The 22,116-nt window shown below is 40.5% G+C and carries 18 protein-coding genes; 7 read left to right on the top strand and 11 right to left on the bottom strand.

The features are described from left to right. Positions 1–22: 22 nt before the first annotated feature. Complete coding sequence (locus CLV81_RS13215; protein ID WP_106145576.1) at positions 23–283, bottom strand: hypothetical protein; 261 nt, start codon at positions 281–283, stop codon at positions 23–25. A 329-nt stretch (positions 284–612) separates the two neighbouring features. Between CLV81_RS13215 and CLV81_RS13210 the strand changes: the two genes are divergently transcribed. The 5 genes from CLV81_RS13210 (at position 613) to CLV81_RS13190 (ending at position 6,870) form a co-directional block, all read left to right on the top strand. Continuing rightward, on the top strand, positions 613–921 hold the full coding sequence (locus tag CLV81_RS13210; protein WP_106145575.1) for a hypothetical protein: 309 nt from the start codon (positions 613–615) through the stop codon (positions 919–921). A 328-nt stretch (positions 922–1,249) separates the two neighbouring features. Beyond that, entirely contained in the window at positions 1,250–1,825 is a 576-nt protein-coding gene (locus tag CLV81_RS13205) for an ATP-binding cassette domain-containing protein (RefSeq protein ID WP_313790288.1), read from the top strand. Beyond that, complete coding sequence (locus CLV81_RS13200; protein WP_106145574.1) at positions 1,822–3,228, top strand: ABC transporter permease; 1,407 nt, start codon at positions 1,822–1,824, stop codon at positions 3,226–3,228. The genes CLV81_RS13205 and CLV81_RS13200 overlap by 4 nt, the downstream gene beginning before the upstream one ends. A 2-nt stretch (positions 3,229–3,230) precedes the next feature. Next, the gene (locus CLV81_RS13195; protein ID WP_106147545.1) at positions 3,231–4,661 is read left to right on the top strand and encodes a DUF3526 domain-containing protein; all 1,431 of its coding nucleotides are present in this window, start codon (positions 3,231–3,233) and stop codon (positions 4,659–4,661) included. A 31-nt stretch (positions 4,662–4,692) separates the two neighbouring features. Beyond that, positions 4,693–6,870, top strand: a complete 2,178-nt coding sequence (locus CLV81_RS13190; protein ID WP_245912016.1) for a DUF5916 domain-containing protein — start codon at positions 4,693–4,695, stop codon at positions 6,868–6,870. Between the two features lie 35 nt (positions 6,871–6,905). Here CLV81_RS13190 and CLV81_RS13185 read toward each other — a convergent pair whose 3' ends face one another. The 8 genes from CLV81_RS13185 to CLV81_RS13150 form a co-directional block, all read right to left on the bottom strand. After that, positions 6,906–8,969, bottom strand: a complete 2,064-nt coding sequence (locus CLV81_RS13185) for a TonB-dependent receptor family protein (RefSeq protein WP_106145572.1) — start codon at positions 8,967–8,969, stop codon at positions 6,906–6,908. Between the two features lie 141 nt (positions 8,970–9,110). Further along, positions 9,111–12,260 (bottom strand): WD40/YVTN/BNR-like repeat-containing protein, encoded by a 3,150-nt coding sequence (locus CLV81_RS13180; RefSeq protein WP_106145571.1) that lies wholly within the window; start codon positions 12,258–12,260, stop codon positions 9,111–9,113. Positions 12,261–12,676: 416 nt separating this feature from the next. Beyond that, complete coding sequence (locus CLV81_RS13175) at positions 12,677–13,243, bottom strand: DinB family protein (RefSeq protein WP_106145570.1); 567 nt, start codon at positions 13,241–13,243, stop codon at positions 12,677–12,679. Between the two features lie 132 nt (positions 13,244–13,375). Then, positions 13,376–14,503, bottom strand: coding sequence for an RNA polymerase sigma factor (locus tag CLV81_RS13170; RefSeq protein WP_106145569.1), 1,128 nt, complete (start codon positions 14,501–14,503; stop codon positions 13,376–13,378). A gap of 3 nt (positions 14,504–14,506) precedes the next feature. Beyond that, positions 14,507–14,854: a YciI family protein gene (locus CLV81_RS13165; RefSeq protein ID WP_106145568.1), complete on the bottom strand. Its 348-nt coding sequence runs from the start codon at positions 14,852–14,854 to the stop codon at positions 14,507–14,509. Beyond that, positions 14,851–15,594 carry a hypothetical protein gene (locus tag CLV81_RS13160; RefSeq protein ID WP_106145567.1) on the bottom strand — a complete coding sequence of 248 codons (744 nt, stop codon included), beginning with the start codon at positions 15,592–15,594 and terminating at the stop codon, positions 14,851–14,853. Before CLV81_RS13160 ends, CLV81_RS13165 begins: the two co-directional genes overlap by 4 nt. Positions 15,595–15,657: 63 nt before the next feature. Further along, positions 15,658–16,530 carry a DMT family transporter gene (locus tag CLV81_RS13155; RefSeq protein WP_106145566.1) on the bottom strand — a complete coding sequence of 291 codons (873 nt, stop codon included), beginning with the start codon at positions 16,528–16,530 and terminating at the stop codon, positions 15,658–15,660. Then, a complete protein-coding gene (locus CLV81_RS13150; RefSeq protein ID WP_106145565.1) occupies positions 16,530–18,671 on the bottom strand; it encodes a carbohydrate binding family 9 domain-containing protein in 2,142 nt (713 codons plus the stop codon). The genes CLV81_RS13155 and CLV81_RS13150 overlap by 1 nt, the downstream gene beginning before the upstream one ends. 88 nt (positions 18,672–18,759) lie before the next feature. On the opposite strand from CLV81_RS13150, the gene CLV81_RS13145 reads away from it, so the two are divergent. Continuing rightward, positions 18,760–19,656, top strand: a complete 897-nt coding sequence (locus tag CLV81_RS13145) for a LysR family transcriptional regulator (RefSeq protein WP_106145564.1) — start codon at positions 18,760–18,762, stop codon at positions 19,654–19,656. 135 nt (positions 19,657–19,791) lie between these two features. Next, a complete protein-coding gene (locus CLV81_RS13140; protein ID WP_106147543.1) occupies positions 19,792–20,181 on the top strand; it encodes a VOC family protein in 390 nt (129 codons plus the stop codon). A 46-nt stretch (positions 20,182–20,227) separates the two neighbouring features. On the opposite strand, the gene CLV81_RS13135 is transcribed toward CLV81_RS13140, so the two are convergent. Further along, positions 20,228–20,968, bottom strand: coding sequence for a LytR/AlgR family response regulator transcription factor (locus CLV81_RS13135; RefSeq protein WP_106145563.1), 741 nt, complete (start codon positions 20,966–20,968; stop codon positions 20,228–20,230). Beyond that, complete coding sequence (locus tag CLV81_RS13130; RefSeq protein ID WP_106145562.1) at positions 20,965–22,005, bottom strand: sensor histidine kinase; 1,041 nt, start codon at positions 22,003–22,005, stop codon at positions 20,965–20,967. Before CLV81_RS13130 ends, CLV81_RS13135 begins: the two co-directional genes overlap by 4 nt. Between the last annotated feature and the right edge of the window lie 111 nt (positions 22,006–22,116).

The following is a 22,116-nucleotide window of genomic DNA, read 5'->3' as shown; positions in this document are numbered from 1 at the left end:
TTTTAGGCCTATCTAAGAAGCATTAATGATTACTCTTAATCCTTAGGATTTCTGGAACAACCTTTTGGCCAATCATCTGAATAGCACTTTTCATAGCTTCATGTGACATGCCCACATCCATCTGAAAATTAAATCTGGAAATTCCGCCTAGGGTTTTATCATGTCGAACAATTTTGGCAGCAACCTCCGCTGGGTTTCCAATAACCATGGCACTTTTTTCATCATTGACCATTTCCTCAAACTGTTCCCTTGAACGAGCAACCCATCCACGTTCTTTGTTCATGGATGCGATTACATCATGGAATAACAACGAAGCAAGCCTTTTCGAACAACGAATACCTTAGTGTCCCTGTCCCCCTGACGCTGCAGGATCTGTCCTTTTTTTACCGAGATAGTTTTCATAGTGCCCAAACTTATTGTCGAAATCGTTGTTGGGCATTAATCCAAATTAAGAAATGCCTGGTGAGATATTGAAGATTACCTGTTGCCGGGCATGCTTAAAAAACCAATTGTTATAAACAGAAGAAGTATTTTTTACATTCCGCCTATTCCATGAAAATTATAATATCCTTAACATACAAACCCAGTACAAATCCTCTAGATTTGTGAGACTTGAAAGTTGTTATTAAACATATTAGCGTAGTGGCTTTTATTGGTTTACTGCTGATAAAGGCAACTTCTTTTCATGTTTACGAGCATCATCACGACGACGCGGAAGAACACCAGAATCAATGTGAACTTTGTTTTCTTACTCTATTTTCCCAACAAGCGGATAGTCTAACCATTTCAGTAGATTATGTTCCAAAGGAATTTACATTTGCTTGGCATAAGAGTAAAATCATTACTCTTGATTTCCCAGTCTTTATGGATTCTCCAAAAACAGATTTGTTTTCAAGGCCGCCGCCCTCTTTTTGTTCCTAATTCACATTTCATAACCAAAAGAACCTAATTTTCAAGACAATTCATTCCATATTGATCCATAGATTGAATCCCCTTTTTGGTTGAGGAATAGGAATTCTTCCTTTTGAATTTACAGATATTACTTTTCACGCCTTTTGCATAGAGTTGTGAAATGTTGGCAAATACCCTTTCATTTTAATCGCAAACCAATGATTATAACTAACGACCTGTCAAAAAAATACGGTGAGCAGACCGCACTGCACAAACTGAACCTTAATATAAAATCAGGCGAGATTTATTGCCTTTTAGGGGCAAACGGAGCAGGAAAACGACAACCATTAATTTGCTTTTGGGCTTTATCGAACCTAGTTCCGGTAGTGCCTTTATCAATCAATTGAACGTACACGAAAACATAAAGGCTACCAAAAGGTTCTTGGCATACATTCCTGAAAACCTGATGTTGTATCCCAACCTTACGGCCATTGAGAATCTTGATTATTTCTCTGGAATAGCAGGCAAAAAATTATCCAAATCACAACTTGTTGATTTTCTTGAAGAGTCTGGATTACAATCTGATGCCTTTGAAAAACGAATCTCAAGTTTCTCAAAAGGGATGCGCCAAAAAGTGGGAATTGCGATCGCTTTGGCAAAAGATGCCAAAGTGCTGCTCTTGGATGAACCTACATCCGGACTAGACCCCAAGGCAAGTAATGAATTTGGTTTGTTGTTACAGAAACTTCGTACCAAAGGAGTGGCTACTTTAATGGCCACCCACGACCTATTTCGAGCTAAAGAAGTAGCGACACATATTGGCATTATGAATGGTGGTCAATTAAAACAGGAATTGGTGGCCGCAGACATCACACTTCAAGAGTTGGAAAAGGCCTATCTCAACACTATGGAATACAAAGAATTGGTATTATGATTTTCAACACTTTTCTAAAAGAAACCAAGGAATTGATGAGAGAGGGCCGTGTTAGGATAGCCTTCTTTATAGTTGTTCTATTACTGGGAATAGCGGTTTGGATAAGCGCTAGGCAGTATCAAAATGTGAATGAGCAATATGAATCCGCTACTGCAACAGAACGTGGATTATGGGATAATCAGGGCGAAAAGAATCCACATTCCGCGGCACATTACGGCACCTATGCCTTTAAACCAAAGTATCCTTTGTCCTTGGTAGATCAGGGGGTGGACAAATATGCCGGAACTTCCATTTTTCTTGAGGCACATAAGCGCAATGAGGCTCAGTTCAGTGCAGCCACTGATCAGACGGGACTCGCCCGGTTTGGGGACTTAACCCCGGATTTTATCCTTTTATTTATCATACCACTTCTCATCGTTTTATTAGGCTATAATAGCTTTACCAAAGAACGTGAGATGGGAACTTTAACCCTTTTGAAGAGTCAGGGAATCTCCAATTGGAAATGGATGTTGGGCAAATGGACAGCTCTTTTCTTACCCATATTCACTATTACCTTACTATTGTTCTTGTTTGCAGGTATCCTTTTGAGCAGCTTAAAAGACTTTGGGGTTTTTAACTGGGGTTCACTTTTTATGATGCTCCTTGTTTTTACAATCTACTATATGATTTTCACCAATATAGTACTGCTCATTTCGGCTATGACCAAAAAATCGGGTATATCCTTGGTAATTTCACTTTGTGTTTGGATTGTTACCTGTTTGGCAGCTCCAAAAGCGGCGAGTAACATTGCTGAGAGCAAGCACCCCTACCCTACACGACAAGAATTTGCTGCCAACGTCTTAAAAGACAAGAAGGAGGGATTGGATGGCCATAATCCATGGAGCAAAGAGGCCAAACTTCTTGAACAAGAGGTTTTAAAGGAACATGGAGTGGACAGTCTTCATCAATTGCCCTTCAATTTCGATGCCTACCGTATGCAAAAAGGGGAAGAGCACGAAGCCGAAGTCTATTTTAAGCACTACAACTACTTAAAGGACCAATACACGAAACAATCCAAAGTGTACAGAAGTTTGGCGGCCATTTCACCTTATTTGCCTACTCGCTTTTTAAGTATGTCCATCGCACATACCGATTATGCTACGCACTGGGATTTTGCCGATGCCGCTGAAGAATATCGCATTGCCACGCAAAAGTTCCTAAACGATAACTTTGCTCAGAATTCGGAATATGGTAACTGGCGATATCAGGCGGATGCCGAATTCTGGAAAACCTTGCCCAAGTTTGAATATGACCCACCAGAGTTGAATGCCATTCTTTCAAGAAACTCTTCCAACCTATGGATTATGGGTGTTTGGCTTTCAGCATCTTTCGGATTCCTAGCTATCTCAATAAAAAAAATCTAACCATGTTATCATATAATTTCAAATACGAACTAAAACTGCTATTACGCAGCCGCTGGATACAACTGCTAAGCATTGTTCTTCTTTTGCTTTTCAGTTTTTCAACATATAACGGTCTGCAAAAGGTGGAAAAGCGCAAAAAGGATATAGCCGATGCTCATCTTGAAGTGAAAGAAAACGATGAGATGATGTTGAAGTTACTGGATTCTGTAGAACGTGGTATGCAGGTAAGTGCATCTCGATGGACCATACCGACGCAACCTATGGCTGTTGGAAACTATCACCCAAGAGTTGCCGCGATGGACCCACAGCCCATGACTTTCATAGCCACTGGACAAGGTGATTTGTTCACGCATTATGTAAAACCGAAAGTATCAGGTGATGATTTCACACTCAACTTTGCAGAAATGACCAGCCCCGTCCAATTACTTTTTGGGAGTTTTGACCTAGCATTTGTCATTATTTATTTATTGCCACTGCTGATTATCGCATTTTCGTACAATGTACTTTCGGCTGAAAGAGAGAGTGGTTCACTTCGTCTATTGGCCTCCCAACCTATTGGTATTCAGACTTGGGTTTTACAAAAACTGGGGTTACGGTTTTTTTGGCTTTCAATACTCGTCATTTTCACCTTGACTCTTGTTTTTTTCATAGTGGGTATTAACCCTTTTTCTCAGGTTACCTTGTTTTTTGGATTGTTGGCCTTAGTTATTACGTACATGCTCTTTTGGTTTGCGCTCACATTTTTGGTCAATCTTTGGGTGGGCAGTTCATCAAAAAATGCTGTCGTCCTTTTAGGACTTTGGGTAGTGTTTGTTCTTCTTGTACCTTCCATGTTGAATCAACTGGGGAATACCCTTTATCCAATGCCTTCACGTACCATTATGATTAATGAAATGCGCACACTCAAGGCTGAAGTTGCAGAAAGACAAGATGAGATATTGGATAATTACCTTCGTGACCATCCGGAATATGCCATAAATGATTCTACCCAATTCCGTGGGTTTTATCATCGGTATATGGCCTCCCAAAAACTGGTTAAGGAAGAGTTGTCACCACTTATCAATGCTTACGAGGATCAACTAAAAAAACAGCAAAGCTGGGTGGCTTCCTTCAAATGGGTTTCACCTTCCATAATTGTTCAAGAATCTTTGAACCAAATGGCTGGCACGTCTACCCAAGATTATGAGAGTTTTAGAAAGCAGGTAATCGCTTTTGCAGGAATATGGAGAGAACATTTTTTGCCGTTCTTGTACAACAACCAAGACTTTTCCCAAAACGATTATGCCGATTTACCTAAATTTCAGTATGAACAAAAATCGTTTGCCACCTTTGGTGTGATACCGATTTTGTTTTTAATTTCAATTGGACTCTTTGCGGTTGGCTTCCTGTTTTCCAACCAAACGAAAAAGGAAGGTATACTTGCCTCGAACTAGTATGAAAAGGATTCTTTTTTTAATTCTCATTATGAGTTCTTGGCTGGGAATAGCGCAGCAAGGTGTTGATAATTTCCCACCACCAGAGACTCCGGTTATTATTACAGCTTCTAGGGCCAATGGTATGATAACCGTAGATGGGCGATTGGATGAATCTGATTGGGATGTGGCACGGCCCATAACCAGCTTTTTCCGTGTTGAGCCCGTACAAGGAGGAGTTATAAAGAATCCGACAGAAGTACGCGTTCTGTTCGATGACAAAAACATATACTTTGGGGTTTTTGCAAGGGATTCCATGGGTAGAAAGGGCGTGCGTATGCAGGATTTGAGTCGAGATTTCAATGGATTGGAAAACGATGTTTTTGGAGTTCAAATCGATGCACAAAATACCAAGCAATATGCTGTTTCTTTTCAAACTACACCTTACGGAAATCAGCAGGACGTCCAGAATTTTAATGATAACATTAGGGATGAAGATTGGAATGCTTTATGGCGGGTTCGTACCCAAAGAACTGACAAAGGATATTATGCCGAATTTGCTATTCCTTTTAAATCGATACGATATGATAAACCCGTAGAAGGCGTCCCTGTAGAATGGGGCATTACCTTTTTTCGATTGGCGCGTAAAGACTATGAAAAAACCGTCTTTCCGGCTATACCACAGTCTTTTTCTGAAAATCGAATGACCTATGCAGCAAAACTAACTGGTCTACAAGTCCCTCCTCCCTCGGCCAATATTCGTATTGAACCCTATGCACTTTACCAATATGACGAAAATAGGGAAGGCGATGTTTTGGTTGATAAATTGAATAATCCAAAAGTTGGCGGGGATGTAAAATGGGCCATAAGCCCCAACGCCGTTCTCGATTTGACCATCAATACCGATTTTGCCCAGGCCGATGTGGATCAGGCGGTAAACAACTTGGAAAGGTTCAATATCTTTTTTCCAGAGAGAAGACAGTTCTTTTTAGAAAACTCAGGGATTTGGGCTGGTGCCGGCAACTCTTTTGTACGACCTTTTTTCAGCCGTACCATAGGTCTTTCAAATGCTTTTAACGCAGCTCCAGCTCCTTTGGATGCCGGTGCCCGGTATACGGACAGAAATGAAAATCGTACGCTTGCCGCACTAGCCGTACGTCAACGCGAAACCGATGATAGCCCCGGTGCCACATTTGGAGTGGCACGTTACATACATAACTATGGCAAGGAAAACAATATTGGAGCCATGATAACCTATCGTAGGGATGATGCCTTAAATGGTCTTGATTTGGAGAGTCAGAACAACACCACCATTTCTATTGATGGATTTATACGCCCTAAGAGTGAAATTACCGTTTCGTACTTGTTATCCACGTCAATAGATAGTGAAACCGAAGAAAATGGATATGCAGGAAGGTTTTTTGCAGGCACTACCACAAACGATTATTACATTGGCTATTTTAACAATTTTGTGAGTGAAGACTATACTCCAGATATGGGCTTTGTCCGTCAACGGAATGTTATGCAACATAGTCCCGGAGGGTATCCCATTTTACGCCCCAAGTGGTTGCCGTTTGTTCGTCGTTGGGATCCAGGAGCCTTTTTTAATCTTTTTCATGATTTTGAGGACTTCGGAAGCTTCCAACAGTCCAACCTTTATATTTTCCCAATCTACACCTGGTTTAAAGATAATAGTTTTTTAGAGGCTTCCTTTACACCCACCTGGCAAAACATCAATTTCGACTTTGCCCCTTTAGGGCTTGAAATTGACGAGGGCCGATATAGCTATACACGATATCTGGTCCGTTATAATTCCGACCGTTCAAAGAAGTTCTCTGGTTCTATTCGCTATGACTTTGGAAACTTTTATAACGGTACAAGAAACACGGTAATAGCTGGATTGCGTTATGCCCCCATACCTCATGTCGCTTTTAACGCGGATTATGAACACAATAATATTAATGGAGTAGGTATCTTATCTCAAGATTTAAACACCGACCTGTATACAACAAGTTTGCGTCTTGCTTTGAATCCCAGAGTTCAACTTTCAACTTTTTATCAGTACAATAGCTTTGATCAACAAGGCCGATGGAACGTTAGATTCAGTTGGGAATATATGCCCTTATCATTCATTTATATTGTACTTAACGATACCCAAACGGAAATTTTTGACCCTATACAACAGAGTACCCAGTTCATCAGCAAAATCACGTTTTTAAAGCAGTTCTAGCCTTCAATACACAAACATCCATAAAGAGAATAGGGTCAAAGGGATATTCTTAAACCTCCGTAGACGTTTATTCCCGGGGCAGGCTCAAAAAAGCGACCACCAAAGGCATTCAAACGAACATTGTCGTTGTACTGTGTATCAAATAGGTTATTAACACCAAAGTATGGACTCAAGTTCCATCCATCAAAACTCAATTTTTGGGATACGCTCAGATTGGAGATAACTGCGGATGCTTCTGTAACGGCGTTGCTGTCATTAGCAAAAAAGTCTCCCCTATACTGCATGTTCCATCGGATTACCAACCCTTTTTGCGAACGATACAGTCCTTGCAAAAAAGCAAGATGTTCAGGAATACCAGGTAGTCTGTTGCCATTAAAATTTCCTAAAGGAATTTCAAAACGATTATAGGTAAACCTAGACCACGCATATGAAGCATTAAATCGAATGGTATTGTTCAACCAAAAGACCGTAGCCACCTCGACTCCAAAACGTTCAGCGCTTCCGGCATTTCTAAAAAACGTTCGGTCTGGGAAGGCTTCCAGTTCAAAAGGGACAATGTCATCTTCCGTTTCAATATAAAAAACAGTGGTCTCCAATCTAAATTTTGGTTTGGAATATGTATACCCGCCTTCAAAGGTGGTAGATGTCTGCTCATTTAAATTCCGATTGAATCCACCGTCATCATTTGGATTGGCAGAAAGCTCGCTCAAAACCGGAGTTTCAAAACTGGTAGCAAAATTCGCAAACAAAGATTGGTTCTTATCTACCTTAAAACGTAAGCCTACGCTTGGATTAATGGTATTCAATACAATTCTATCCGAGGCATCTCCGTTCTCCAAAAAGGTGTCTTCCACCTCTAGTATGTTGTTGTCATAACGAATTCCTCCCCTAAAAATCCATTTCTTTATTTTGGATTGAAGAATAGCAAATGCTCCCAAATTTTGAAAAATTTCATTCTGCTGAAGCGTAACGTCACCTAAACTACCCAAATCATTTATAAATCTGGTTCTCCTATCATTTTGCGAAGCCAGTTCGTATCCTACTTGAGCTGTCAAAAGTCCTTTGTCCTTAAAAAAATCAAAGCTTGCATTTGAACCATGGCCCCAATAGTTACGAACCAAATCCACAGCTCCCCCGAACGAAAAGGGCAATTTGTTGGCAAAATCCCGATACGAATAATACACAAAAGAATTTACGTTCAGTTTGGAAGGCCGCCATTGTAGCGCAACCCCCGTTTTGAATTGTCTAACAGATTCCCCTGTATCAAAATCCACATTTCTGTCCCTTGCCAGGGTCCTGTCCATATCAACATCCTCTTGTGTAATTCCTCCTGCATCCTGAGCTATTGGACTGTCGGTATAGTTAAGTTGGAAGTTTAGACCTGTCTTGTCTCCGGTTTTCCATTTTGTCCTAAGATTGAATTGATTGGTTTCAAAACGGCTGTTGGCGCGAAAACCATCAGATGTGGTTCTATTGGCAAAAAGGACGGTTTTTGATTTTTTGTTTCCAATCCCCGCAATGGCTTGGAACGTTTGGAAGTTATAGCTTCCAATAGCAGAAGAAAGCTCAACAAAGTCTCGGGTAAAGTCGGATTTGGTACTAACATTAATCACCCCGCCCGAAGCGTTTCCGTATAAGGAAGAGGACGCACCTCGTAGCACCTCAATCCTTTCAATGAGACCTAAATTAAGGTTATCCACCTGTCCTTGCCCATCAGGTGTGGTTTCAGGAATCCCATCGATGACCAATCTGACCCCTCTTATCCCAAATGCTGAACGTGCGCCAAATCCTCGGATGGATATTCGGGTGTCTTGTGCAAAATTGTTACTGTTCAACACAAAAAGCCCTGGTATTCCCTGTAGGTAATCGTTTGCCGTAAGCTGTTGTAAATTTTGTTGTACGGCGCCAAATTCCTTTACTGAAACTGATGCGGGAAGCTCATCTTTGGAAACTTGCAATCGCGCTGCTTCTATTACAACGGTATCCAATTCAATGACAGGAACACTATCCTGCTGAGCTTTAGCGATGTAACCGAAAAACAATGTGAAAAACAATAAGGATAGTCTTATCCCGTATACTGATCTAGAAAAAACAATCAAGCCAAATGATTTTTGGATATACCATTAATGGCATAAATTTCCACTATTGTTTCCTTTTTATCAAGCTTTTGCTTTCCAAAACCAAAAGAACCGGAATCAATCCCAGATTTTGGGTATCATGCATTCCAGTTCCAGTTCGTTTTATCTTTCCAAAGAGATTATTCCCATATTATTGGCATCTACATGTCCATTTACCTTGGGAATGTATTCATCCATCAATTGGTTTAAGGCAGAAATCTCAACATTTAACTCCTTGGAAACCTCACTGAAGAATTCTTTGGCCTGATTGGTTGGCGGATAATCCCCACGTTGCGAATCTGTCATCAAAAATGCAAGCCTATTATTGATACGAATACCATAATTTAAGGGATCCTGTCTACTTTGATTTTTGGTCATGTGGATGTTGTTTTCAATAACGTCCAATTTCGACTCAAAATCGGATATCATATCCTTCAAATCCTTTTTCAATCCTGATTTTCCCTTGAGATAATCCAAATCTTTTTTAACTCTTCTTATGTCAATGATTGCGGTGTTAGCCTTGCTAACTTGATCTCTCACATCCATAAGAAAATCAAACTGTTCTTTATAATTATTCTCTGTGTTGGGCATTCTAGGGTCCTTCACAATGGTCAAAACCTCTTCCGAAGTTTGCCCATTATAACTCATCTTAACCTTATAATTTCCAGGTACGGCCTTAGGACCCAAATTTGGAGATGAATAGAATACCATACCCTTGAAAGTTCGGTAGCCCGGATACCTCATGTTCCAGATTAGTCTATTACCTCCTGATTTTACTTTCAAGGGTTTATCTGCCGATGGATTTAGTTTATCCCCTTTTTCCACTTTGGAGGAAAAACGTTGAATCAAAGTACCATCCATCTCCAATATCTCAATGGACACATCATCTGTTTCTTTTACATCCTTTACATAGTAATTGATGATTGCCCCATTTGGATGGTTTTCACCGACCAACTTCGTGTTTGGTTTTCGCCATCCTCCAGACTGCTGCATACGGTAGGCTTTGTCAGGTTTATAGAGGTAAAACTGTGAATCTGCCATTTCCTTTGAAAGCTGATGCAATGGTGTTAAATCATCAATCATCCAGAAACTACGACCATGTGTAGCAGCAATCAAATCGTTGTCCCTAACATGAAGGTCTCGGATGGAAGTGATAGGTAGATTCAATTGAAAAGGCGACCAACTTGCTCCATCATCAAAGGATACGTACATCCCCCATTCCGTTCCTGCATACAATAACCCTTCACGAACCTTGTCAGAACGAATAGCCCTAGTATAATAGTTACTTTTGATTCCTTTGGTAATTACTTGCCAAGTTTTGCCGTAGTCCGTTGTTTTATAGAGATAGGGAGTATAATCGCCAAACTTGTATGAAGTTGCCGCCACGTAAGCTGTTCCTTTTTTAAAGGGACTTGGGTCTATACAATTAATCATATTGAGTTTGGGACTCATACTTTCAGGGGGCGTGATATTCTCCCAATTGGCTCCATTGTCCCTTGAAATATGAATCAATCCATCATCGCTTCCAACCCAAATGACACCTTCCTCCAAGGGAGACTCGTTAATTGCAAAAATGTTGGAATAAAACTCAGCACCCGTATTGTCTTGAGTGATGGGTCCGCCGGATGATTTAATGGTTTCTGGTAAACCTCGAGTAAGGTCGGGAGAAATGGTTTCCCAAGATTGCCCTCCATTTGTAGTGGCATGTAGAAAATTCGACCCTACATATAATTTGCTATCATCATGAATACTGAATTTGACCGGAAAATTCCAGTTGAAGCGGTATTTCATCACTTCGGCACCTGAACCTGCAGGGTTATCCGGCCAAACATTAATGGAGCGGGTTTGGTTTACAGAATGATCTTGTCGCATCATATATCCTTTATAGGTTCCTCCGTAAACAATTTCATTATTATTGGGGTCAGGAGCCAAATGCGCACTTTCGCCTCCAGCGGTGGGCTCCCAATCCCGTTCAGTAATACTGGACCCAGAAGATCTATTGTTTATCCGAACCGTACTGTTATCTTGTTGTGCTCCATAAATCCTGTAGGGAAAAGAATTATCTGTGGTCACTCTATAAAATTGAGCTGTGGGCTGATTATGATAGGTTGTCCAATTCTCACCCCCATCATTCGAAACCTGCGCACCCCCATCATCTGCTATCACCATTCGATTATTGTTGTTTGGGTCAATCCATAGGTCGTGATGATCTCCATGTGGTGCATTCTTTAGGGTAAATGTTTTTCCACCATCAGTTGATACTCCATAACTCACATTCATCACATACACTTTGTCCTTATTCTGTGTATCGGCGTAGATTCTACTGTAGTACCATGCTCTTTGTCGTAATGCACGGTCCTCATTGATTTTTTTCCAAGTCTTGCCAGCGTCTTCAGAACGGAAAACACCTCCATCTTCAGCTTCTATTATGGCCCAAACTCTATTGGAATCTACAGGAGATACCGCAATACCTACAATGCCCCAGGGCCCTTTTGGCAATCCGGAATATTTTGAGATATCGGTCCAGGTATCCCCACCATCCGTGCTCTTGAACATTTTACTATCGGGTCCACCGCTATCCATTCGGTACCCGTTTCTTTTCATTTCCCAGGTTGCCGCATATATAATTCTAGCGTTGTTTGGGTCCAGAATCAAATCTCCAGCCCCTGCTTTATCACTTTCATAAAGTATCTTTTCCCAACTCTCGCCTCCATCCTTGGAACGATATACCCCTCGAGTTTCATTGGGTTTCCAGAGATTCCCAATGGCTGCTACATACACTAAATCAGGGTTTGTGGGATGAATTCTGATTCGTGAGATATGTTCTGAACCTTCAAGTCCAATAAACTTCCAGGTTTTTCCAGCGTCAAGACTTTTCCAAATCCCATTTCCAGAAGAGACATTTCCTCGAAGTGTTTGTTCTCCTTCCCCCACATAAATAATGTTTGGGTCGGATTCAGAAACGGCAACTGCGCCAATCGACCCTCCGAAATACCCATCGGAAATACAGCTCCATGTGTTTCCTGCGTCGGTAGTCTTCCAAACACCACCTCCAGCAGTTCCCATATAATATAGATTGGGGTTGTTCAAGACTCCGGAGACGGTTCCTGCACGACCTCCCCTAAAAGGTCCCACTAAACGCCATTGAATGGAACTGTAAAGGGATTCGTTATAATTTTCGGTAGTTGTTTTATTTCTTTTGCGTTGAGCCGAAATATCTTGGGTCTGAAATACAAAAAGTGCTAAAAAAAGGTAGAAGAAAAATCGTTTCATAGAGAGTAGTTGTTTTCGCAACCTAAAAATAACAATATAATTACTCAGTAGCTATTAAGCAGTTGTTTATCTTTCTCTTCGACTGAAAGACTTTGCCTTGCGACTCATTAAACAAAAAAGGTGAACGATTGTTTAGCTTTAAATGGTAGAGATAACTGAATTTCCCAGGGACATCCAGAGTAAGAAGTTGTTTGTGCCGATTTACTAAATATGTAAAAAAGACATACGAGATGCTATCAAAACTACCCAAATAAAATGGGTACTATTTAAGGTAAATCATAGATACTACTAAAAAAGACCCAGAATGGGACTTTCAATAATATGAAAATCGATTTAATCGATTAGTTGCATAAAACGGCCCTTTTAGGGGACATTTTTTTGACATAGACACCCTTAATGTTTGAATCGATAATCAATTAACTCCCATTACTCGTGCTAGAATGTCTCCCAATTTCAACTACTTGATTCCAATGTCGATTCTCATGCTCTATCAAGAATTCAATACAATCATCCAATTTGAACAATAGGTCCAAATGTCCGGGGTACCTTATGAATGTCTCTGACAAGAGTAAATCTTCGAAACCTTTTATGTGGTTCTTGAATTGAAGCTGGCTTTCCTCAAAATCTCGTAAAATATTCCTATCTATAAAACCCTTTTTGGGTTGCCAAATGTCCCAAGTGTTCGTGCGTTTAAGCCTTTGACGGCCAGTGAAAGGTTTCAGGGCAATCACCGATTCCTGGGCTTTGGTATCCAGATCTTCAATTTTTGGCAACGAATGGTTCCTATTGTGGATTTCCTCGAAATATTCAAAATAGGAACTGTTCAACAAAATAATATGCTCAATGTTCTGGGCTATGCTCCAAACCTTTTTTCCCGGTTTAAAGTTCATTTCTTCTTGGGTGAAATCAGAAAATGTCTCTTCGAACTTTTTGGAAACCAAGTCTATTTCTCTAATCCAATCCATTATGGTTTTCATATTCATATCTAACCGGTTGTACTAAGATTTTACCTTTTACCAACTATCAAGAGTGCTATTCTTTATGACAGTTAAATTCAAGTTTAAAGCTATATCCCTTTAACAAAGTGTTCAATTTAAAATAGTATCAGCCACTCTTCAAGAAAATATAGTTTTCATATTAAACTCAACAATAGCCTTCTTCAAAAGCTTTGATGAATTGAGGTATCTATTGTTTTTTAGGTTGTCAAATCGCTTGTGCGCTTGTATCATATCACCTGCATGATATAATGCTATAGCATAGTTGATTTCCACAAAAGGGTTGGGATGAATCTTGGACAAAACTTTGTAATATCTGCATATGGATTCCCAATCTATATCGAAGAATGAACTCGCCAAACAGTGTTTGTAAGCAATCACAGCTTCCAAATGATACGATGACAGATGGTTGCTTTCCGACAGCTCCAGATGGTTATGGCCAAGCTTTATCAGTTGGCGGTCCCATAACTCCCTGTTCTGATGTTCAATGCTAATTTGCTTTCCTTCGGCATCGAACCTGGATTCCAATCGCGCAATATTGAACAGCATCAATGCTTGCAATGCCAGTGTGTCGGTGTCACCTAGGGAACTATGTATCAATTCAGTATTCAAAAGCAGGGCTTCCTCACATAGTCCCTGCAATCTTTCATCGGCTTGAAATTCTTTCCAACCTTCAGTAAACAATAAATAAATCGCTTTGTGCACACTTGGAAGTCGCTTTTTGTAAACTTCATCTGGAAGATTATCCAACGGGATATCCTCTGATTTCAATTTTTGTCGTGTCCTGTAAAGCATTTTCTCGACAGCATCACCACTTATGCCAAAATGTTGGGCAATAGTTTCCGTTCTAAAGTCCAGAACATATTTAAGGGCCAGGACTATCCGTGTTTTTGGTGTTAAATTGGGATAACAGCAATCAAACAAGGTTTTTAACCTTCCATCCTTAATTTGATTTTCAAAGGTCTGTCTATTTTCTGCTTCGCCAAGTTGATCGTCGAAATATTCACCATTTTTTCTTGATCTATTGATAAGGTCAATGGCACTGTTCCTACAACATTGGTATAACCAACCTGAAGGGTTTTTTGGCAATCCTTTCCTTGGCCATTGTTCCATGGCCTTGGCAAATGCCTCTTGGACCAAATCTTCCACTGTTGCCAAACCCAGAAAACCGAATTTTTGCATCAACACGGTCGTAAGGTGACCATGGGATTCTTTGTAAATACCCTCTATTTCCCTTCTTACGTCCATTTTTTAGGTTAGCATATCAATAACGGGCCTTACCTCGCGTATGGCCATGCCAATCATAACCATTGGACAGCTTTGCGCAATCGCGGTGGCCTGTTCCAAATTTTCCGCCCAAATCAGGTCAAATCCAGAAATTCCCTCATTTGATTCTATGAACGGGCCATCCGATTGTACATAATCCTTGCCAACATATCGACCCTCGATCAACAATGGAGTGCCTGTAATATAGTTACCGCTTTCGATAAGGCCATCTATCCATTCCACCATATTAGGACTACTGGCAAATCGTTCTTCATCGGTCATTTTGCCTATTTTTTCAAGATCTTCCCTTACAATCAACATAAATTTTTTCATGGTTTGGTCTTTTTCGTTTCAATAATATTTAAAAAGTTCCAGACAATTCCAGCGTTCCAACTGAAATTGAATACATCAAAATTGGCCCAAAGTTTCTTGACCGCTTGAAATTGTATCTTAAATGGTAGTTTGATAAAATCAATGATCAAAAAGCTGTTGAAAAAAGAGCCTTTGGTATCGTTCTCAAAACTTAGGTAATTGATATCTGGGTTGAACAGGATGTTCAGGTTTTTATCGCTGTACAACGGTCCGAAAAACGGACCCAAAGAAAGAAAATGTCCTGATAAGGCTCCTGGGTCCAGTCCTTGGTTGTTTAGATATGTAAACCTAAATCCCATTTTTTTCCAAAAAACTGTTTCTGCACTTAGAATAAAACTAAGGTTTCGTTGGGCCACAATGATGGTCTTGGATAATGAATTTACATCTTCATAAAAAAAGAGGAAGGGATTGACCTCAAAAGTTACGTTATATTTTTCCTTCTTAACCAAAGCGTACTTTGTTCGAAGATTGAGCAACCAAGGCCTACCATTGAAACCCACGGCAATATCACTAGAAAGGTTCAGCCTATTCGTTTTTAGATTTATACTTGGATTGATAATAGGAGAATCGAAAGAAAATGCTGGAATAGGTGCAAAACCGATTGTATTGAACTTCAGTTTAGAACTTACTTGATAATATTGGGTTTCTTGACAAATAGCAAAAAAGGGAATCAAGGTAAAAGCAATTAAAGATAGTCTCATATAGGTAAGACTTATTAATTCTTAGATTCCGGACATTGAATTCGGCAAAAATTTCATGCGGCACTATCCCCTACGAATTAAATAAACACAAAGAAGAATACAAATCCCGGCCACTATAGTAGTGAGATTGACTTCCTCACCATCGAGCAATCCCCAGAAGACCGCCACAATTGGGATTACGTACGTTACGGAGCTAGCGAATTCGGTATCCGTTAATTTTATAATGGCATTTTGAAGATATTGCGCCAGCGCCGTGCCCAAGATTCCCAAAGTTAGCAAAGCCCACAAGGGTTTTAAGTCGTGGGCTTGGGTATCCAATCGATAACTTTGCCAATCTAATATTAACAATGGTAAAACAAGCAGCCCGGAAAAGAAAACGGACACCATTGCTATGGCAAATGCATCTATTTCTTTGAGTTTGGCCTTCACCGTATTAATATTGAGGCCGTATCCAAAAGTTGCCAATAGTATGAAAATTGCTAACTGGTTTATGGATAGGGTTTCGTCGCTACGTTTCAGGATTATTGTACCCACTGCAAAAAGACCGATTACAATGGCCAAAAAAGTGACCCTATTGATTGTCTTCCTAAAACCTAGATATCCAATTACTACAGTAAATATCGGAACGGTCGCATTTAGAATACCTGCTGTAGCACTGTTCACCTTTGTTTGTGCCAAAGCAAAAAGAAAAGAGGGTATTAAGGTACTTAACAGACCCACTACGATAACATAGCCTAATGACGTTCTTGATAATTGCCTTAAAAATTTTAGGGCAAAAGGAGCAACAAACGGCAATGTACAGCCCAACCGAACAACGGCCACCTGTATTGGGCTGTAAGCCTCCAATCCCAATTTAATAAGATAAAATGAGCTACCCCAAATCAGACATAACAAGGAGAAGAGTGACCATACCTTCCAATTCTTTCTTATCCCCATCAGAACTGCTTCAAAAAATTGATCTTAAAAATCAGGTCATTGTTCCTACCGGTGAAATCGGAATCGTTATTGTTGATGACGATGTAGAAAAACGATAAAGGGCTATATTCCCAAGCCAGTCTTGAATTCCATACGGTCTGGTCATTCAAAGTGTTTTTTTGAAAAAAACTGGTCAACTGTAACTGTGGGTTCAAAGCGAAACGAGCATTGAATTGCAAGAGGGAAACGTCCTCTGCAACGACTTGGGAAGGGAAATTGCTGAAGTCATTGTGTTCATATACCATCTCAAATGAGGCATGTGGCAATGGGGAATAGTTCACCCTACCACCGTATTGTTGTAATTCTCCATCATAAAAGCCCCCCGTATTGTACCGGGCCAAAAATGATAGTTTTTTTGATGCGTCGCTTGCATGGTCAACACCGTAAAGTACGTATTTGTAATCCCCAGGAGCGATGGTCAGTCCCAATGGGGTAAAGGAAGTATTGAGCACCTGCCTATTGGCCTCACCGAACAAACGAGTGCGTGCGCCACTTATGTAATTAATCTGTAAAGGGGCGGTGAACAATTTCCTTTCCTGCAAATTCCCAGTGGCAGGGTCATGATAAAAATCAGCGCTTATCCTTGGAGCAAGGTCACGAATCTGTAAGGGGAAAGGAATCCATTTTCCCCGTAGGTTCAATTCGATACCCGCCGTATTTCCTATTACGTTGTCGCGTGAGACAAAGCCAACCGATGGATTGTAGGTGTCCTCCACAAGTGTGGAAGTGAACCATCCCAGTACCCTGTCAGAGATATATCGATACTGGACATAGCCCGCAAAACCGCTATCCTCTTCTTCGGCATATGAGGCCAAAAAATTGACAAGATGTTTTTCACCCATACGAAAGAAGCCATCAAGGGCAATTGTCGATGAATTCTGGTCAGCTCTCCTATTGGTTCCAAGAAAGCCCAAACGTCCATACCTTCCGATATTTTCCTGATAGCGGAAAACGGCAAAATTAGTTTTGGAAAGTTCATCGGTGGCGGCTTGCTGAATGAACAGGGCGCCTATATTTCTAGATTTTGACCGATAAACGGACCTCCCCCCAAAATTAAGGGGAACGGGTTGATTGGTCCCGTCAAGTCCTATTCGCCGACTAAAGAAGGGAAACAGGGAAATACCACCGTTGAAACTGTTTTCACCACCTTGCAGACCAATTGAGAACAGGGAGGCGTTTTCTAGAAAAAACTGTCTCCTTTCGGGAAACAGAACGGAAAACCTGGAAAGGTTGTTGACGATTTGATCCACATCCGCTTGGGCAAAGTCAGTATTCACTGTGGCATCGACCACGAGGTTGGGAGTTGGGGCCCACTTCAGTTCACCCCCCGTCTTGACATCGGTTTGACCCTTGTTCCTTTGATTGACCAAGAAATATGGGTTTACCTGTAAATTGATTTTTTGTACCGGGGCATCTACATTTTCCAATTTTCCCGTGAACTCCATTCTGTTGAAGCCAACCGAGCGCGGATAGGCGGACCAGGCACTTTTCTCATTGGCACTGCGTTGCACGCGCTGAAAATTTATCCCGAAACGGGGAGCTTCACCTTCAATGAACCTATAACGTAAAGTTTTCCATGGAATCCTGAACTCTGCAATCCAAGCCCCATCGGTGCTTGTCGTCTTTACCTGCCACAAACCGTTCCATGCAACATCAAAGTAAGTATCATCAAAAGATTGGTAGTCCCGTTGTGCGCCATAAGTGTTGGTAAAAAAGGTAATACTGTTGCGCTTATCATTGAACCCATCGATGGTAATGCCCACCAGGTCGTGGTTCAGAAAATTAAAATCACGTTGAAGATTCGGCGCCTTGTAATTTTTGGAACCCACGGTATCGTAACAAATAATCCCAAAATAAAGGTTCTTTTCATCAAAAAGACATTTGACCTCAGTGGCAAAAGTGGCCGGTGCTCCGGGCCTCGGCTCAATCTGGGTGAAATCCGAAATAGTCTGTGCCTTTTTCCAATCCCCTTCCGTGAGTTCTCCATCGAGCTGTACACTGTTCGAGGTTCTTGAAGCCCGGAACGCCTTTATGGATTCCTGTCCAAGGGTCGGACATAGAGTAAGGAGGAGAAATAAGATGAAAACGAAATTGCGATGCACGTCTTTAGACTTTCCACAAAACTATCCTGCACAATTGATTAAAAAAAATACTTATTTTTAATTAATAAATCAAAATAATTAATCACTTATGACCACGGAACAGCTGAAAAACTTTTTGATTCTTTGCGAGACCATGAACTTTAGGAAAGCTGCGGAGAAGACCTATATTGCCCAGCCCGCCCTTAGTAGACAAATCCAGAATCTGGAAGAAGAGATAGGGGCCAAACTGTTTGATAGATCTAAACGACAGATTGTTCTAACGGAATCTGGAGATTACTTTAAACGGGAAATCAGCAAGGTACTGGAACAGATTACACAAATTGCACAAAGGACAAACGAAATCGACAAAGGGGATGCCGGTACAATTACCATTGGTCATGCGAGCTCGGCCATGCATTCCATAATCCCATCACTGCTCCAAAACTTAAACCAAGGAAATCCCAACCTAAAAGTATCCTTATTGGAGGGCAGTAACCAGTTCATTTTCGATAGATTGGAATCGAACGAGGCTGACTTCGGTTTTGTTCCCAACGCCCTAGTCCCCTCTAATTTCGATGCTGTTGAAATCTACCGCGAGAATTATTTTTTGATTTTGCCCCAAGAACATCATTTGGATGAAAATTCGTTCCGGGACTTGGGAGATTGTAGAAACGAAGATTGGATACTGCACCCTCAAGAGGGATATGGTTATATGGAAAGAATACTCCAAATCATAAACGGATTCGGTTACCTCCCGAACATCGTGCACCGTTCTCCTAACACTTCCTCTGTGCTCAGAATGGTATCGGCAGGTCTTGGAATAACCATGATGGGGAAATCGACCCTGAAAGGATTTGATTTAAATCTTAAGACCATCGAGCTTAAAGACTTGGACCATAAATTGGATATGAAATTGGTTTTCAAAAAAAGTAGAGATTTGGAACTCAATAATTATTTTAGTGTCATTATTGAGAATTTGGAATATTTGGGCACTAAAATACCTTAAGTCAAGACCTCTGGAAAATCGAACGCAAAAGCCTATTATCGGTGATGTTTATTCGATTTTGGAATTTTTTTTGGTGTGATTGATTTTGAAAAAAAAGATTGCACAACTTTCAATAATCTAAACAATATAAGCGCCATGGACAAAATACAATTTAGTGGGGGGCTCAACATCGCGATAAAAATCCCAAAATCAAAATATGAAAAAACAGTTGAATTTTATCGTGATGTACTAAAACTGATAGTAACTGAAAAGTCAATCGATAATCCAACTGTTTCACGTACCCACGAAGTCAAATTTGGTCAGAATATACTGTGGTTGGATTGCGTGGATAATTATACCCATTCCGAAACCTGGTTGGAATTGAAAACGCCAGATGTCGATGAAGCTACAAGATATTTAAAAGTAAACGGAATCGATACCTGTGACGAACTTGAACAGATTCCAAAAGAAAACCATTGGATAATGGACCCTGCAGGGACTGTTTTTATTATCGGCAAAGATAATGTTGAATATGATTTAGATTAATTATACAATGCTAGAAATAGACAGGACAGTCTAAAGCTATAGTGGCTCAGAATTTCCTTTCCTCAACACTTTTGAAAAAGGCCTGTTTATAATGTCTTCCAATGGGGATGTTCTTGCTTCCTATATTTATATAGGTATGATTAAACTTTGAAATATGGTGAAGCGAAATGATAAATGAACGATGTATACGTATAAAGTGTTTTTGCGGTAGTTTTTCTTCCATCTGGGAGATGCTCATGAGCGTAAGCAAAGTTGCTTTTTCAGTAACTACCTTGATATGGTTCTTAACGCTTTCTACGTATAATAGTTCTTCCAAGAGCACCTTAACGTACTCACGTTCACATTTGATGTAAATGAACGGAGCTGAAAAAACAGAGCTCTTTTCTATCTTCCCTTCCAACAACTGCGGTGTTGCATCTTCTCGTCCCAATTGGCTGTTCCTAAAACTGTAAGCTTTGGCCAAGGATTTCGCAAAGCGCTCAAAGGAAATGGGTTTTAAAAGATAATCGGTGATTTCCAGCTCATATCCATCTAGGGCATATTCCCTATACGCGGTAGTTAAAATGACCGCCGGCTTTTTGCTCAGGCTTTTTAAAAACTCTATGCCCGAGATTTTTGGCAATTGAATATCCAAAAACAAAATATCCACTTTCCCCTCCTGTAAAATTGGTAACGCATCCATAGTATTAGTATGGACACTATGGATTTCCAGGTCGGTAAAATGACTGATATGGCTTTCCAAAACCTTGATGGCAGGTTCTTCATCCTCAATTATCATGCATTTCATAAGTTGATTTTTAAGTTTACCAAAAAGGTTTCATTAGATATTATGTCCAGTTGGTAAGCTCCCGGATAAATAAGGTTTAAGCGTTTGCGCACATTTTCCAGCCCTATACCGCTTTTAAGGTCGGGAGTACTATCAGTTGGGGTGGCAATACTGTTCTCTATTTGAAAGGATAACTGGTTTGCACTTACCTGAATGAGTATGCGAACCCATGATTTCCCTTGGCTCTGGGAAACACCATGTTTAAAAGAATTCTCGACAAAGGGAATAAGCAGTAAAGGAGCGATTTTGTTTTCAGCTATGGCCCCTTCCACTTCAAACGATAGGTCCAGGCGTTCCCCATACCTGATTTTTTCCAGTTCCAGATAGTTCTTCAAAAGATCTATTTCCTTTTGTAGTTCGGCGCTGTCTACATTGCAATCATATAACATGTAGTTGATGATGTTTGATAACTGTATCAGGGCGCTACCTGCTTTTTTATCGCCATCTAAAACCAGACCGTAGATGTTGTTCAAAGTGTTCAATAGAAAGTGCGGCTGTAACTGGTTTTTTAACATCTGTAGTTCCGAACCAATTTTTTCAGCTTTTAAACGCTCATTCATCCGTTCTTGCCGAAAAAAACGCTGTATCATCTTCACCACCACTACCAGAGAGGCTACATAAATAAGATCGAGTGCCCTGAAAATACTTTTTGCTGACCAAAAAATCGAAGGTTGTCCACTTGCAAACTGAGGCAATACTTTAAGGAGTAACACCATGAACCCTACTCCCACAAATGCAAATAGCAGCACCAGGGCGAACAGTATTACATACCGCTTTCTTGGAAGAAACTTGGGAAACAAAAAATAAGCTACAAAATAGGCATAGGGAATCTTTACGGTCATGAACATCAGTTCCAACCACAACCATTGTAGGTACCCTGTCCTCTGGTATGCGGCATTTAATACACAATAAAAGGTGACCCAAAAACCCCAATACAGGATATGCCTTGTAATTCTTTCCAGCGACCAGCCATTATATTCCCTTTCTAGTGAAAACATTTGCCAATTGACTTCTCATATTCAAAAGAAGCGATTTTTTGGGGAAGTTCTGGTCTTTAAAGTACCAACCACATCATTTCTGTTTTAAAACACCGATGAAGCATTACAAAC

Origin of the sequence: Flagellimonas meridianipacifica, from assembly GCF_003001695.1 — a bacterium.
Taxonomy (GTDB): domain Bacteria; phylum Bacteroidota; class Bacteroidia; order Flavobacteriales; family Flavobacteriaceae; genus Flagellimonas; species Flagellimonas meridianipacifica.
This window is presented reverse-complemented; position numbering and strand designations above follow the sequence as displayed.

Coding starts and splice junctions, on each gene's coding strand:
- CLV81_RS13215 (WP_106145576.1), bottom strand. CDS start 283: ATGAACAAAGAACGTGGATGGGTTGCTCGTTCAAGGGAACAGTTTGAG.
- CLV81_RS13200 (WP_106145574.1), top strand. CDS start 1,822: ATGATTTTCAACACTTTTCTAAAAGAAACCAAGGAATTGATGAGAGAG.
- CLV81_RS13195 (WP_106147545.1), top strand. CDS start 3,231: ATGTTATCATATAATTTCAAATACGAACTAAAACTGCTATTACGCAGC.
- CLV81_RS13190 (WP_245912016.1), top strand. CDS start 4,693: ATGAGTTCTTGGCTGGGAATAGCGCAGCAAGGTGTTGATAATTTCCCA.
- CLV81_RS13180 (WP_106145571.1), bottom strand. CDS start 12,260: ATGAAACGATTTTTCTTCTACCTTTTTTTAGCACTTTTTGTATTTCAG.
- CLV81_RS13175 (WP_106145570.1), bottom strand. CDS start 13,243: ATGAATATGAAAACCATAATGGATTGGATTAGAGAAATAGACTTGGTT.
- CLV81_RS13170 (WP_106145569.1), bottom strand. CDS start 14,503: ATGGACGTAAGAAGGGAAATAGAGGGTATTTACAAAGAATCCCATGGT.
- CLV81_RS13165 (WP_106145568.1), bottom strand. CDS start 14,854: ATGAAAAAATTTATGTTGATTGTAAGGGAAGATCTTGAAAAAATAGGC.
- CLV81_RS13160 (WP_106145567.1), bottom strand. CDS start 15,594: ATGAGACTATCTTTAATTGCTTTTACCTTGATTCCCTTTTTTGCTATT.
- CLV81_RS13155 (WP_106145566.1), bottom strand. CDS start 16,530: ATGGGGATAAGAAAGAATTGGAAGGTATGGTCACTCTTCTCCTTGTTA.
- CLV81_RS13145 (WP_106145564.1), top strand. CDS start 18,760: ATGACCACGGAACAGCTGAAAAACTTTTTGATTCTTTGCGAGACCATG.
- CLV81_RS13140 (WP_106147543.1), top strand. CDS start 19,792: ATGGACAAAATACAATTTAGTGGGGGGCTCAACATCGCGATAAAAATC.
- CLV81_RS13135 (WP_106145563.1), bottom strand. CDS start 20,968: ATGAAATGCATGATAATTGAGGATGAAGAACCTGCCATCAAGGTTTTG.
- CLV81_RS13130 (WP_106145562.1), bottom strand. CDS start 22,005: ATGTTTTCACTAGAAAGGGAATATAATGGCTGGTCGCTGGAAAGAATT.